Origin of the sequence: Bradyrhizobium sp. USDA 326, assembly GCF_049739485.1 — a bacterium.
GTDB lineage: Bacteria > Pseudomonadota > Alphaproteobacteria > Rhizobiales > Xanthobacteraceae > Bradyrhizobium.
This window is the reverse complement of record NZ_JBMGQA010000001.1, coordinates 7,043,154-7,056,448: the sequence shown is the minus strand read 5'-3', so window position 1 is coordinate 7,056,448 and position 13,295 is coordinate 7,043,154. Positions and strand designations below refer to the sequence as shown.

At 64.9% G+C, this 13,295-nt stretch carries 16 protein-coding genes; 9 read left to right on the top strand and 7 right to left on the bottom strand.

Annotated features, from left to right (window positions below; translation table 11 throughout):
- Positions 1-47 precede the first annotated feature (47 nt).
- The gene (locus tag ABIG06_RS33270; RefSeq protein ID WP_424578488.1) at positions 48-1,229 is read right to left on the bottom strand and encodes a GNAT family N-acetyltransferase; all 1,182 of its coding nucleotides are present in this window, start codon (positions 1,227-1,229) and stop codon (positions 48-50) included.
- 128 nt (positions 1,230-1,357) lie between these two features.
- Between ABIG06_RS33270 and ABIG06_RS33265 the strand changes: the two genes are divergently transcribed.
- Entirely contained in the window at positions 1,358-2,404 is a 1,047-nt protein-coding gene (locus ABIG06_RS33265) for a polysaccharide deacetylase family protein (RefSeq protein ID WP_370140107.1), read from the top strand.
- Here ABIG06_RS33265 and ABIG06_RS33260 read toward each other — a convergent pair.
- Positions 2,401-2,622: a DUF2842 domain-containing protein gene (locus tag ABIG06_RS33260; RefSeq protein ID WP_124158023.1), complete on the bottom strand. Its 222-nt coding sequence runs from the start codon at positions 2,620-2,622 to the stop codon at positions 2,401-2,403. The genes ABIG06_RS33265 and ABIG06_RS33260 overlap by 4 nt on opposite strands.
- 94 nt (positions 2,623-2,716) lie before the next feature.
- Here ABIG06_RS33260 and ABIG06_RS33255 point away from each other — a divergent pair, with 94 nt between their 5' ends.
- Entirely contained in the window at positions 2,717-3,799 is a 1,083-nt protein-coding gene (locus ABIG06_RS33255) for a COX15/CtaA family protein (protein WP_124158024.1), read from the top strand.
- Between the two features lie 21 nt (positions 3,800-3,820).
- Here the strand turns inward: ABIG06_RS33255 and ABIG06_RS33250 are convergent, their stop codons facing one another.
- The 4 genes from ABIG06_RS33250 to ABIG06_RS33235 all read right to left on the bottom strand — a co-directional run bounded on the left by ABIG06_RS33250 (position 3,821) and on the right by ABIG06_RS33235 (position 7,236).
- Positions 3,821-4,165, bottom strand: a complete 345-nt coding sequence (locus ABIG06_RS33250; protein WP_124158025.1) for a hypothetical protein — start codon at positions 4,163-4,165, stop codon at positions 3,821-3,823.
- A 223-nt stretch (positions 4,166-4,388) separates the two neighbouring features.
- Positions 4,389-5,669, bottom strand: a complete 1,281-nt coding sequence (locus ABIG06_RS33245) for an O-acetylhomoserine aminocarboxypropyltransferase (protein ID WP_370140106.1) — start codon at positions 5,667-5,669, stop codon at positions 4,389-4,391.
- A gap of 138 nt (positions 5,670-5,807) precedes the next feature.
- Entirely contained in the window at positions 5,808-6,392 is a 585-nt protein-coding gene (locus tag ABIG06_RS33240) for a CoA-binding protein (RefSeq protein ID WP_370140105.1), read from the bottom strand.
- A gap of 19 nt (positions 6,393-6,411) precedes the next feature.
- The gene (locus ABIG06_RS33235) at positions 6,412-7,236 is read right to left on the bottom strand and encodes an enoyl-CoA hydratase (RefSeq protein ID WP_370140104.1); all 825 of its coding nucleotides are present in this window, start codon (positions 7,234-7,236) and stop codon (positions 6,412-6,414) included.
- 86 nt (positions 7,237-7,322) lie between these two features.
- Between ABIG06_RS33235 and ABIG06_RS33230 the strand changes: the two genes are divergently transcribed.
- The 6 genes from ABIG06_RS33230 (at position 7,323) to ABIG06_RS33205 (ending at position 11,012) form a co-directional block, all read left to right on the top strand.
- The gene (locus ABIG06_RS33230; RefSeq protein WP_124158028.1) at positions 7,323-7,751 is read left to right on the top strand and encodes a PaaI family thioesterase; all 429 of its coding nucleotides are present in this window, start codon (positions 7,323-7,325) and stop codon (positions 7,749-7,751) included.
- Between the two features lie 156 nt (positions 7,752-7,907).
- The gene (gene rplM / locus ABIG06_RS33225; protein WP_011087726.1) at positions 7,908-8,372 is read left to right on the top strand and encodes a 50S ribosomal protein L13; all 465 of its coding nucleotides are present in this window, start codon (positions 7,908-7,910) and stop codon (positions 8,370-8,372) included.
- A 1-nt stretch (position 8,373) separates the two neighbouring features.
- The gene (rpsI, locus tag ABIG06_RS33220) at positions 8,374-8,853 is read left to right on the top strand and encodes a 30S ribosomal protein S9 (RefSeq protein WP_028178828.1); all 480 of its coding nucleotides are present in this window, start codon (positions 8,374-8,376) and stop codon (positions 8,851-8,853) included.
- A gap of 229 nt (positions 8,854-9,082) precedes the next feature.
- Positions 9,083-10,303: a GGDEF domain-containing protein gene (locus ABIG06_RS33215; protein WP_370140103.1), complete on the top strand. Its 1,221-nt coding sequence runs from the start codon at positions 9,083-9,085 to the stop codon at positions 10,301-10,303.
- 57 nt (positions 10,304-10,360) lie between these two features.
- Positions 10,361-10,597, top strand: coding sequence for a hypothetical protein (locus tag ABIG06_RS33210; protein WP_370140102.1), 237 nt, complete (start codon positions 10,361-10,363; stop codon positions 10,595-10,597).
- 118 nt (positions 10,598-10,715) lie between these two features.
- Complete coding sequence (locus ABIG06_RS33205) at positions 10,716-11,012, top strand: antibiotic biosynthesis monooxygenase family protein (protein ID WP_035673823.1); 297 nt, start codon at positions 10,716-10,718, stop codon at positions 11,010-11,012.
- Positions 11,013-11,026: 14 nt separating this feature from the next.
- Here the strand turns inward: ABIG06_RS33205 and ABIG06_RS33200 are convergent, their stop codons facing one another.
- Positions 11,027-12,178, bottom strand: coding sequence for an AI-2E family transporter (locus ABIG06_RS33200; RefSeq protein WP_124158030.1), 1,152 nt, complete (start codon positions 12,176-12,178; stop codon positions 11,027-11,029).
- 278 nt (positions 12,179-12,456) lie between these two features.
- Between ABIG06_RS33200 and ABIG06_RS33195 the strand changes: the two genes are divergently transcribed.
- Positions 12,457-13,230: a gamma-glutamyl-gamma-aminobutyrate hydrolase family protein gene (locus ABIG06_RS33195; RefSeq protein ID WP_370140101.1), complete on the top strand. Its 774-nt coding sequence runs from the start codon at positions 12,457-12,459 to the stop codon at positions 13,228-13,230.
- Positions 13,231-13,295 lie beyond the last annotated feature (65 nt).

Sequence of the window (13,295 nt, the reverse complement as noted above, 5' to 3'; positions counted from 1 at the left end):
AGATTTTACCCTGTCTCTTGTGGCCACAAGGGGAGAAGGGAAGAGAGCTACCCGAACGCCTGCCGCAGCCGGCGGGCCATGTCGAACAGCACCTGGTTCTGCTTCACCAGCCGCTTGCCGTGGCTGAGCGAGGACATTGCCATCGCCGCGAGCTTGCCGCGGGAGGTCAGGGGCACGAAGCTGTCGAAAATGTCCTCGTCGTCCTTGCAGAACATTCGCTTGTAGTCGTCCGAACCGATGCCAAGGTCGAGCGAGCGGTAGCCGAGCTCCGCACAGCGATCGATGATATAGCGCATCAGGATCAGGCCCGGGCTGTAGCGGGCGTGGTCGGACATCGTGTAGGTGTTGAACATCATCGAGAAACGCTCGCCGTCGGCGACGCCGGCGAAGATCGCGATCACCTCGTCGTCGCATTCCAGCGCGTGGATGTCGATGACGCGGCCTTCGCTGCGCGGTGCGAGGCAGGCGCTGCGGACGAACTGTTCGACGCCGGGCTCGGCGAAGACGTTCGGGAGCTTCTGTTCTGCCATCCGCGCCGGCTTGACGCGGAAGAACCAATCGAGCAGTCGGGTGATGTCTGCATCCGACGTGGCCAGGTGATAGCGATAGCCGGCGAGCGACTGAAGCTTCTTTTCCTTGCTCTTGAGGCGGCGCCGGAGCGAATTGCTGATCCGCGATGCCGGCGTGCCGCCCGGCTCCATCACCAGTCGCGGACAGCCGTTGATCGCGCTCTGTCGCGGCAGCAGGGCAAACGGGTTCTGCTGGCCGCGCCAGCGCCGCGGCTGCTGCGTCAGCACGAGCACGTCGACATGCTCACGCAGCGACGCAAGCAGTGCGTCGAGATCGGCGCTGGCGGCCCGCGCGGCGAACTCCGCATTCCACAGGCCCATGTTGAAGGTTGTATGCTTGCCGCCCATGAAGCAGGCCGTGCGCACGCCGTGGCTTTGGCGTTGCGAGAGCGGCAGCAGAAGCAGCGGCGCTCGCTCGGCGTCGCGGGCGATCACGATGAACGGCCGGGCGCCTTCGTGGGCGCCGACCAGGCGTTGCCACGGGCTGAGCAGGTCGAAGCGCTGGTAGGGGTTGAAGAGATGGCCGTTCGCCTCGAAGGCACGCCAGACCGCCTCGGCCTCGGCGAGATCGGTGACGACATCGACCTGCGCGATACGGCTCGCTTCCGACCGCGCTGGCGCTTCTGCCGTCCGGCTTTGCATCGCCGCAGCCATGGTCATTCGCGGAACCTGTCGAGAAATCGAAAATATGTATTTCGGCTTGTGGCCGACCTTTGCAAACAAAGGTCAACAAAGGGTAATGACGATGGGAGAGGGAACGGGCGCCGGCGGGCGCGAAGGATGGGATTTTGGCATCCGACGACAGATGGCTGGAACGGCTGCGTCTCGAGCTGGCCTGGTTCACCGGCCAGGCCGTGTTGCGCAGTCGCGGCGCCGGCGCCATCCTGCGCTTCCAGCACGTGCGGCCGCGGCGGCGCGGATTTCAGCCGATGCGCGCGAACGAGATCACGCCGCAATTTCTTGACCGCGCGATTCGCGCGCTGGAGCGGTGGAAGTACGATTTCCTCGGCATGGACGAGGTCTGCCGTCGCGCGGTGACGCTGCCGGAGAAGCGCCGTTTCGTGGCGCTGACCTTCGATGGCGCGCCCAAGGATTTCATCGACTTCGCCTATCCGGTGCTGACGCGCCACGCCGTACCCTTCACGATCTATGTGCCCACCGCCTTTCCCGACGGTATCGGCGAAGCCTGGTGGCTCGGTCTCGAACAGGTGATCGCGCGCGAGAGCCGGATCAGCCTGATGATGGGCGACAAGGAGCAGCGTTTCACCGTCACCGACAAGGCCGGGAAGCAGGCGCTGTTTTCGTATCTCGAGAGCTGGCTGCGCTCGTTGCCGCCCGCGGAGCTGTCGGCTGCGATCGCCGATCTCTGCACGCGCTACAGGATCGATCTCGCCGCGCTCTCGCGCGAGGCGTCGATGGATTGGGAGGACCTTGCGAAGCTGTCCGCCGATCCGCTCGTGACGATCGGCAGCGCCACCGTCAACTATCCCGTTCTCGCCAACATGAAGGATGCCGCCGCGCTGCGCGAGATGACGATGGGCAAGGCCGTCGCGGAAGCGGCTTTCCGCCGCGAGATCAAGCATTTCGCTTTCCCGTTCGGCAAACGCTCTTCGTTTCGGCGCAGCCACGTCGTCATGGCGGAGGAGGCCGGATTTGCCAGCGCTGTGTCGACGATCCCGGGCATCGTGGACGCGGAGGGACGCACCAATCTGCGCGCGCTGCCACGGATTTCCTGGGACGGACGGGTGTGTTCGCTGCGGATGATGCGCGTGCTGGTGTCGGGTGTCGCCTTTGCGCCGGTGAAGCCGACGGGCAGCGCGATGAGCCGGACTTAGCGAGTGGTCTTGACGCGGTCGGGCCGCTGCATCCAGCTGACGATCGGCATCGCGGGCAGCACCCAACCCATGCCGACCACGACGTAGTAGATCGCCTGCCGCCAGCCGGACTCGGCGATCCACGGCATCTGCGCCGCCGCCATGCCGAGCAGGGCCCAGACGGTGGCCAGCACCAGGAGCAGGATGGCGCCGAGGAACTTGCGGGTGCGGATCGTCATGGGCGGGAGCTTGCTGCTTTCGCGTAACTTGCACTGAGGGAGCGGGGGACTATAAGGGGCACGCAGTCCGGTTCAAGCCTGGTTTTTGTCCCGAATGACGACGATGTCCACCCCGTCCGAGCCGCATCGCGCCGTGCGCTGGTGGCTGATCGCAGTGGCCGCACTGATCGCACTGATGGTGCTGGTCGGCGGCGCGACCAGGCTGACGGAATCCGGCCTCTCGATCGTCGAATGGAAGCCGGTCACGGGCAGTGTTCCGCCGCTCTCCGAGGCGCAGTGGACCGAAGCATTCGAGGCCTACAAGAAGATTCCGCAATATCGCGAGCTCAACGCGGGGATGAGTCTGTCCGAGTTCAAGGAGATCTTCTGGTGGGAGTGGAGCCACCGGCTGCTCGGACGTTTCATCGGTGTCGCTTATCTCTTGCCGTTCCTGTTCTTCCTCTGGCGCGGCGGCCTGTCGGGCGAGCTCAAGCGGCGGCTGTGGCTGCTGTTCGCGCTCGGCGGTCTGCAGGGTGCGGTCGGTTGGTGGATGGTGGCCTCGGGCCTGACCGAGCGGGTCGAGGTCTCGCAATATCGGCTGGCGACACATCTGGTGCTGGCTCTTCTGATCTTCGCCGGGATCGTCTGGACGGTGCGGCGGCTCAAGGAGCGGCCGCAGATCTCGGCGCCGGCACGGCTGCGGCTCACGAGCGCGGTGCTTCTCGCCGTGACCTTCGTGCAGATCTATTTCGGCGCGCTGGTCGCGGGCCTGCGCGCCGGGCGCGCCTACAACACCTGGCCGCAGATCGACGGGGCGTTCATCCCGTCGGCGGAGCGGCTGTGGTTCGAGACGCCATGGTGGCGCAACATGTTCGACAATGTGCTGACGGTGCAGTTCGAGCACCGCATGACCGCCTACCTGCTGTTCGCGCTGGCGGCGCTGCATGCGATCGACGCGGTGCGCTCGCGCGCAGGGTCGGCAGCGAGCGGCGCCCTTTGGCTGTTTGCGGCGGTGAGCCTGCAGGCGGTGCTCGGCATCCTCACGCTGCTCAACCAGGTGCCGATCGATCTGGCGCTCGCCCACCAGGCAGTCGCGATCGTAGTGTTGACGCTTGCGGTGATGCAGGTCGAACGGCTGGCTTCGCGACAATCTGCGGAAGCCCAGCCGCGCGCGGTTCCGGTCAGCCAGCCCGGCTGATCACGAGCCCGGCTGATCGGATCAGCAATAACCGTAAACGCCGCACGCGTAGGGCAGGCGCCAGAAATAGTCGACCTGTTTCCCGCCGTAATACGCGCCCTGATAATCGTAGCTCCAGGGGCGGCCGTAATACCCCGGCAGCGCGTGGGAGCCCGGCAGCAGCGGCGTGCCCGGCAGGTTGCTTATGTAGCTGCCGACGCCATAGGCCGGCGAGATCAGCGCATCCGGATCGGTTTCGACATAGACCTGCGGCGGATCCTGCGGCGGCACAGCCGCGCGCCGCTTCGGCGTCGCCGGCAGATCGGCGGCGAGCGTGCTGGAAACCGTCAGCATCACGGCCAGGGCAGGCACCATCCAGCGCAGCATCGTCGGCTCCGAATCAAAAGGGGCGATCCAAGGACGATGTATGGGGCAGATGTGGTTAATGACTGTTAACTGACGGCGGCCAAAAACGGCCGCCGTCATTCCGGGGCGGTGCGAAGCACCGAACCCGGAATCTCGAGCTGGATCAGGCAAGATCGAGGTTCCCCGGTGCGCAATTGCGCACCCGAGGTTCGCGCCCTGCGCGCCCCGGAACGACAGGAAAAGACTACGCCCCCAGCGCCTGCTCCAGATCGGCAATCAGGTCTTCCTTGTCCTCGATGCCGACCGAGAGCCGCACCACGTCGGGGCCGGCACCGGACTTGATCTTGGCGGCGTCGTCGAGCTGGCTGTGCGTGGTCGAGGCGGGATGGATCACGAGCGAGCGGGTATCGCCGACGTTCGCCAGATGCGAGAACAGCTGCAGCTTCGACACCAGGTTCACGCCGGCGTCGTAACCACCCTTCAGGCTGAAGGTGAACACCGCGCCTGCGCCCTTTGGCGCGTATTTGCGCGCGAGCTGGTTGTATTTGTCGCTCGGCAGGCCGGCATAGCTGACCGAGGCCACCGCCGGATGTCCCGCGAGGTATTCGGCGACAGCCTTGGCGTTGTCGCAGTGCTTCTGCATGCGCAGCGGCAGCGTCTCGATTCCCGTGAGGATCATGAAGGCATTGAAGGGCGACAGCGCCGGGCCGAGGTCGCGCAGGCCGAGCACGCGGCAGGCGATCGCGAAGGCGAAATTGCCGAACGTCTCCTGCAGGCGGATGCCGTGATATTCGGGGCGCGGCTCCGACAGCATCGGATATTTGCCGCCCGTGGACCAGTCGAAGGTGCCGGCGTCGACGATAATGCCGCCGAGGGAGTTGCCGTGGCCGCCCAGGAATTTCGTCAGCGAGTGCACGACGATGTCGGCGCCGTGGTCGATCGGGCGGATCAGGTAGGGCGAGGCCAGCGTGTTGTCGACGATCAGCGGCGCGCCCGCCTTGCGTGCCACCGTCGAGATCGCCTCGATGTCGGTGATGCTGCCGGCCGGGTTGGCGATGGACTCGATGAAGATGGCTTTCGTGCGCGGCGTCACCGCGCGCTCGAAGCTTGCTATGTCGTCGGGATCGGCCCACACCACGTTCCAGCCAAAACTCTTGAACGCATGCGTGAACTGGTTGATCGAGCCGCCATAGAGCTTTCGCGCGGCAATGAACTCGTCGCCGGGCTGCAGCAATTGTTGCAGCACCACGACCTGCGCGGCATGGCCCGAGGCAACCGCAAGCGCGGCCGTGCCGCCTTCAAGCGCGGCGACGCGCTCTTCGAGCACAGCATTGGTGGGGTTACCGATGCGGGTATAGATGTTGCCGAACGCCTGCAGGCCGAACAGCGAGGCGGCGTGGTCGGCATCGTTGAAGACGAAAGAGGTCGTTTGATAAATCGGAGTCGCGCGCGCGCCGGTGGTGGGGTCGGGCTGTGCACCGGCATGCACGGCGAGGGTTGAAAATCCCGGAAGGCGATCGCTCATTGAGGGTGTCCTGTTCTTGTGGCCTGAAAATCGCGCGGCATGCTGATGGGCGTCGCGTTCCGCGTCAAGGCGCGGCTTCACATCGGAATGATCGTGCTACGCATTGTAGCGTTCGCGAAAGAAATCTTCGCAATTGCGTCAGCTCTGCTCGCTCTTGTTTTTCGCGGCGCGATCCGATGCTGCGGTATCCCCGCCGCCGACGCTCATCCGATTGAGGGATAGCCGCATGCCTTGTGTCGGTGCCGGCGCCCGCTTGGAGCTGAGCGTGCGCGAATTGACGCCCATCCAGGAGATTTCGGACGACAGCCGGCCATACTCGATCTTGGGGCAGCGGTTCATGACGACCTTGATGCCCACCGCTTCCGCCTTCGCCGCGGCCGCATCGTCGCGCGCGCCGAGCTGCATCCAGATCACCTTCGGCCGCGGATCGAGCGTGAGCGCCTCTTCGATGACAGGCATGATGTGGCTGGAATTGCGAAAGATGTCGATCATGTCAACGGGGCGCCCGAGGTCGGAGAGCGAGGCGACGAACGGCTTTCCGAGCAGCTCCTTGCCGACATGGCCGGGGTTGATCGGGATCATGTCGTAACCGCGCTGCGCCAGATATTTGAACGCGAAATAGCTCGGCCGCACGTTGACCGGCGAGGCGCCGACCATCGCGATCGATTTCACGCTGTTGAGGATGCCGCGGATGTAGTTGTCGGGATAGGCGTCGTGGCTCATCACTTGTCTTTTCTTGTTGTCATTCATCCCGCCATGTCGGCGTGCGCTTCTCGATGAAGGCGCCGATGCCTTCCTCGGCGTCGCGCGCCATCATGTTCTCGGTCATCACCTCTGCCGCATAGCGATAAGCGTCCGCGAGGCTCATCTCGGCCTGGCGGTAGAACGCCTCCTTGCCGAGCTTGATCGTGTAGGCGGATTTCAACGCGACCTTCTGAGCCAACGCAATCGCGGCATCGCGCTCGGTGCCGGCGTGGACGACGCGATTGACGAGCCCGATCTCGCAGGCACGCGCGGCCGGAACCGGCTCGCCCGTCAGCAGCATCTCCATCGCCTGCTTGCGCGGCACGTTGCGCGACAGCGCCACCATGGGCGTCGAGCAGAACAGGCCGATGTCGACGCCGGGCGTCGCAAAGCTCGCCGCCTCGGAGGCGATCGCGAGATCGCAGCTCGCCACGAGCTGGCAACCGGCCGCCGTCGCGATGCCCTGGACGGCAGCGACCACGGGCTTGGGCAGGCGCACGATCGCCTGCATCATGGCGCTGCACGCCGTCATGATGTGCGCAAAATAAGCCCGGCCGCGATCCGGATCGGTGCGGCGCGCAGTCAGTTCCTTGATGTCGTGGCCGGCGGAAAATGCGGGGCCGTTGGCTGCGATGACGGCCGCACGGATGTGCTTGTCTTCGGCGATCGCATTGAGGCTCGCATGCAGCTGTCCGATCATCGCCTCCGAAAGGCTGTTGCGCGCGGCTGGTCGGTTCAGCGTGAGCACGGCGACGCTGCCGACGATCTCGCGCAGCAGGATCTGTTGTTGCGGGGAGGGGGCGCGGGCGGCCTGGACGGACATTGACGCGATTTCCGCTAAATGATTGCAATTGGATGACACAGATAACTTAATGTAACAGCACAAGCGAAGCGAGGGTGGGGAACGGCATGGCGTTAGCGAAAATGAGCGTGGCGGAGCTCGAGCAGTTCCTCCGCGACGAATTTCCCCAGGCCTTCAGCGGCGACGACATCACCATCGAGAGCGCGGACGGCCAAACCTGCCTCCTGCGCCAGCGCTACAGCGAACGAATGCTGCGGCCGGGCGGAACCGTGTCCGGCCCGACGCTGATGGCGCTCGCCGATTTCGCGATGTACGTGGTGCTCTTGTCGGCGATCGGGCCCATCGGGCTAGCAGTCACCACCAATCTCAACATCAATTTCCTGCGCAAGGGCCAGCCCGGGCAGGACGTGCTGGCGGAGGCGCGGCTGCTCAAGCTCGGCAAGCGCCTCGCGGTCGGGGAAGTGAACCTGCTGTCGGGGACCTCACCCGACCCGATTGCCCATGTCACATCCACCTATTCCATTCCAAATGTTTGAGCTTTTTGCAGGTAATATAGCACCATAATTCTAAAGCATTGATTTTGCTAATGTAATTTATGTACGTGGGCATTGACCGTTGCGCGTCTCTTCTCTAGAAACTCGCGCAGTCCGGTGCGGTGTTCGCGCCGATGTCTCCCTCACGGAAATTCTGACATGAAAACCTTTTCGGCAAAGCCGGCCGAGGTGACGAAGAAGTGGGTGCTGATCGACGCCAAGGGTCTGGTCGTGGGCCGTCTCGCCACCATCGTCGCCATGCGGCTCCGCGGCAAGCACCTCCCGACCTACACCCCGCACGTCGACTGCGGCGACAACGTCATCATCATCAACGCGCAGCATGCGGTTCTCACCGGTCGCAAGCGCGAGCAGAAGACCTACTACAAGCACACCGGCTATGTCGGCCACGTCAAGGAGCGCACCGCGCGCCAGATCCTCGAGGGCAAGCATCCCGAGCGCGTGCTCGAGAAGGCCGTCGAGCGCATGATCCCGCGTGGCCCGCTCGGTCGCGTGCAGATGGGCAACCTCCGCGTCTACGGCGGGGCCGATCATCCGCACGAGGCGCAGCAGCCCGAGAAGATCGATATCGCCAAGTTGAACCGCAAGAACACGAGGGCCGCATAACATGGCCGAATCCATCCAGTCGCTCGACCAGCTCTCGCAGCTCAAGACGGCGGCCGCGCCCGAGGCGCCCAAGCACGAGAAGAAGGTCGACAAGTTCAACCGCGCCTATGCCACCGGCAAGCGCAAGGACGCGGTCGCCCGCGTCTGGATCAAGCCGGGCGCCGGCAAGGTCACGGTCAACTCGCGCGAGGTCGAGGTTTATTTCGCCCGTCCCGTGCTGCGCATGATGATCGAGCAGCCGTTCTCGGTGGCCCAGCGTTCCGGCCAGTACGACGTGATCTGCACCGTCGCCGGCGGCGGCCTCTCCGGCCAGGCCGGCGCGGTCCGTCACGGCATCTCCAAGGCGCTCACCTATTTCGAGCCGGAGCTGCGCGGCGTGCTCAAGAAGGGCGGCTTCCTCACCCGCGACTCCCGCGTGGTCGAGCGCAAGAAGTACGGCAAGGCCAAGGCCCGCCGGTCCTTCCAGTTCTCGAAGCGTTAATCGCTTTTGTCGCATTCGCCGCGAAAGCGGCTTCAAAGAGATGCAAAAGGGCGCTGAATTCAGCGCCCTTTTTGCTGTTCGTTTGTATGCAAATTGACGGCGTGTTTCCCGAAAACTTTGGGATCCGCGAAAACCTGAATGGAACCCGCCGGACATAGCGTCGCATTCGGAAGGGCGCGCAAATCGGATGTGCCGATCGCGTAACTGCTATGTTCTAGAGGGGGCCGACATGATGTCGCTCGATAGCATCACGCTCTATTTGGTCGCCACCATGGTCGCCGCACTGCTCGGCGCCATGATGGTGTTTTTCGGCAAGCAGGAGAACAGCCCCGCGCTGAAATGGTGGGGCGCCGCCTATCTCCTCGGTGCGGCCTCGGTCGCGCTGTGGACCGCGGCGGGCGACAGGCTGGGCCCGCATATTCACCTTGCGCTGAACGCCGCCGGTTTCGTCGCCTGCGGCATGGTGTGGAATGCGGCGCGCGTCTTCCACGGCCGCAAGCCGAACTGGCCCGGCCTCGTGCTTGGTGCGCTCGCCTGGGTCACTGCTGCGACGCTGCTCGATTCCGCCGCGTCCATGCTGCGCATGCTCGTCGGTGCAGGTATCGTCTCGATCTATGCGGCGCTGACCGCGAGCGAGCTCTGGGTCGAGCGGCGCAAGAGCCTGCAACGGCGCTGGCCCGCCTTCGTGGTGCCGGTACTGCATGGCGGCGTGTTGATGCTGCCGATGCTGGTCGGCAGCTTCCTGCGTCCGCACGATGCAGACTTCTCCTCGAGCATCTGGGTCACCGTGTTCGCGGTCGAGCTCGTGCTCTATGCCGTCGGCACGGTCTTTGTGATCTTCATGCTGGTGTCGGAGCGCACCGTCACCGCGCACCGGACCGCCGCGTCGACCGATCCTTTGACCGGCATGCTCAACCGCCGCGGCTTCTCGGAAGCCTGCGCGCGCGTGATCGAGCGCGAGGCCAAGGCCGGGCGGCCCGTGACCGTGATGATCTTCGACATCGACCACTTCAAGTCGATCAACGACCGCTTCGGCCATCCCGCCGGCGACGAGATGCTGAAGCTGTTCTCCACCGTCGTCGTCAGCAACTTGCGCATCTCCGATCTCTCGGGCCGCATCGGCGGTGAGGAGTTCGCCGCGCTGTTGCCGTGTTCGCTGGAGGAGGGCGTGCTGGTCGCCGAGCGGGTGCGCGAAGCGTTCGAGACCTCCGGCGTGGTGGTCGATGAGGGCCCGGTCGACACCACCGTCAGCATCGGCGTTGCCGGCGGTCCGGCCGGCACCGAACTCGAAGTGCTGCTGGCCTCGGCCGACACCGCGCTCTACCAGGCCAAGCGCGGCGGCCGTAACCGCGTGGAGGCGGCCGAGGAGCTGCCACTGTCGCTGGAGAACTGGCGTCGCCAGAGCGCGGCACGGATCGGCGCGCCGCAGGCGCGTCCGGCCACCGCCTGAGCCGCAGGGGCCTTGCGGTAATCCTCTGTTTACCGTTCGATTCCTACCATTGCGGTCATGGAATCGATCCGTCGACAGAATCCGCAAATCACCCTGATGTCGCTCGAAGCAGCCGCCGCCTCCGCACGCGGCGGCTTCGGCTGTCTGTTCTCGACCGCCCACGAATACGAGACGGCGCTGATCGCCGAGCGTCGCGCGCAGGGGCGCTACGGCCAGCACCGCAGCTATTGGCCGTTCGCAATGTTCGTCGGTTGCGTGTTCATCGTGGCGGGCACCGTGTTGCTGCTCGCCTGACCGGGCCTGCATTCAAGAGACCTGCACATTCCAGCGAGCCAGGCGCCGTTTCGGCGCCTTTTTCTTTGTCGCCGTCTGGGGTAGACACGCCGATCGAACGAGAAAAGGGTGGAAACCGATGATCACCGAAATCGCGCAAATCGACGTCAAGCCGGGTAGCGAGAAGGATTTCGAGGCGGCCGTCGCCAAGGCCAAGGCCGCCTTCGGCCGTTCAAAGGGGTTTCACGGCTTCGAGTTGCACAAATCAATCGAGAAGCCGCAGCGCTACAGGCTGATGGTGAAATGGGCGACGCTGGAGAACCACACCGTCGACTTCCGCGGTTCGGAGAATTTCACCGAATGGCGCGGCCTCGTCGGCCAGTATTTTGCCTCGCCCCCCGAGGTCGAGCACACCGAGACCGTGCTGACGACCTGACGGCCTGAGCGACGTCAGGCTGCCTCGGCGAGCGGCGGCGCCTCATACGTCTTGAAATGGTCGATCACGACCTTGGCGATGGCGACTAGCGGCAGCGCCAGCGCGAGGCCCCAGATGCCGAACACGACGCCGAGTAGGATCTGGAACGCGAACAGCGTGGCCGGCGGGATGTCGAGTGCCTGCCGCTGCAGGATCGGGGTCAGCACGTAGCTCTCCATGGCGTGCACACCCATGAAGAGGAGAAAGGCCGACAGAGCGGGAATCCAGCCCGAGGCGAGGCTTGCCAGCACCACGATGACGCCGGCGATGATGGCTCCGACGGTGGGGATGAAGGCGAGCAGGCCCGCCTGGATCCCTAAGATGAACGCGCCGGGGATGCCGATGATCGCAAGCCCGATCCAGGTCACGACACCGACCGCGATCATGACGACGATCTGGGCGATCAGCCAGCGCTCCAGCGTCTCGGCTGTACGGTCGATGACGAGGGCGACACGCGTGCGGTGCCTCGCCGGTGCCAGGAACAGCAGGCCGTCATGATAGACGGTGGGCTGGGCGGCGAAGGCAAGGCCCAGGAACAGCACGATGAAGATGTTGCCCACGCCGTGAATGGTGCCGAGCAGCAGCTTGAAGGTCTGGCTCACGATCGCCCCGCCGCTGGAGGCGAGCGCGCCGGCACCGGGCAAGGGACCGCGCGAGGGCGCCGCTGGTGCGGGAGCCGCGTCCGGCGACGTCGTGGCCGAGGCGTCCGACGCACCGTTGCCGAGATCGAAGAAGCTGGTGTCGACGCCGTGGGTTTCCAGGAAGGATCTGACATTCACGATCTGCGACTTGATGGTCTTGCTCAGCAGCGACGCCTGTTCGGCAATGGTGGCGCCGCCCAGATAGGCGATGCCCGCGAGAAGCAGGGCGAGCGCGACGCAGACGATCGCAAGTCGGACCGTATGAGGCAGGTGAACCCGGCGGCCGAGCGCATGGACCAGCGCGTTGAGGCCGAGGCCGAGCAGCATGCCGGTGAAGATCAGCAGCAGGGTGGCCGCAAAATACCATGTGAAGGCGAGCAGTGCGGTGAACAGCACGACGCCGATGCCTCCGACCGAAATCGCCCAGGCCTGGTCCCGCGCCAGGTCGCTGCGGGTCCGGGAGCGTTCATCTCTGGGAATCGTCACGTTGGATCCTTTTCGAGGGAGGCGGCGCCAGCGCACTCTTTCGCGAAATCCTGGCGGGGATCAAGCGGGACACGCGCCGGTTTGGCGCGTTCGTCGTCTTTGCGGACCTGCAGGTCCCTCCGAGCGATCGGACACGCCGCCGCCCGGCCTGCCACGACGCTCCAGGCCGGGCATTTGCGCGAAAATAGCATTGCCGTCCCGCGATCCCTTCTGTTGAATTTGTTCCATCGGAGGGGCATGTTTGCAGAATCTTCTTACCGGGAGGCTCGGAACGACAGATGAGAAAGCCGGTCGTCGGCGTGATCGGGAATTGCCATCGCGTCGAAAATCGATTTCAGGTCCAGATGGTCGGCGAGCGAAATCTGCGCGCGGTGGCCGAAGTCTCCGGCGGCTTGCCGCTGATGTTCGCGGGCTCCCCTGACATCACCGATATCCCGGCGCTGCTCGATACCGTGGACGGCATCATCCTCACCGGTGCGCGGGCCAACGTGCATCCGACCCGTTTCAACGTCGATCCTTGCGAGAAGCACGAGCCTTACGACATCCACCGCGATGAGGTGGCGCTGGCGCTCTCCGTCGCTTGCGTCTCCCGTGGCATCCCGCTGTTCGGCATCTGCCGCGGCCTCCAGGAGATGAACGTTGCCTTCGGCGGCTCGCTGCATCCGGAGATACGCGAGATCCCGGGCCGCATGAACCACCGCATGCCCCGGCTCGAGAACGGCGAGATCCATCCCGATCCGACGGTGGTGTTCGCCGACCGCCATGACGTCGACCTGACGCCGGGCGGGGCGTTCGCGAAAATCCTCGGCTGTGAGAAGATCAGGGTCAATTCGCTGCACGGCCAGGGCATTCTCGAACCCGGCAAGCGCATTCTGATCGAGGGTGTCGCCGAGGACGGCACCATCGAGGCAATCCGGATCGCTGAAGCCCCGGCCTTTGCGCTCGGCGTGCAATGGCATGCCGAATACGATCCGCAGCATAACCCGATCAACCGCAAGCTGTTCGAGGCCTTTGGCGAAGCGCTGGTGGCAAGGCAGAAGGCGGCGGCGTAGGCGGCAAGCGCTGCGGGACGCTGTGGGGGTATGATCTCGCTACGCCGTCATTGCGAGCGCAGCGA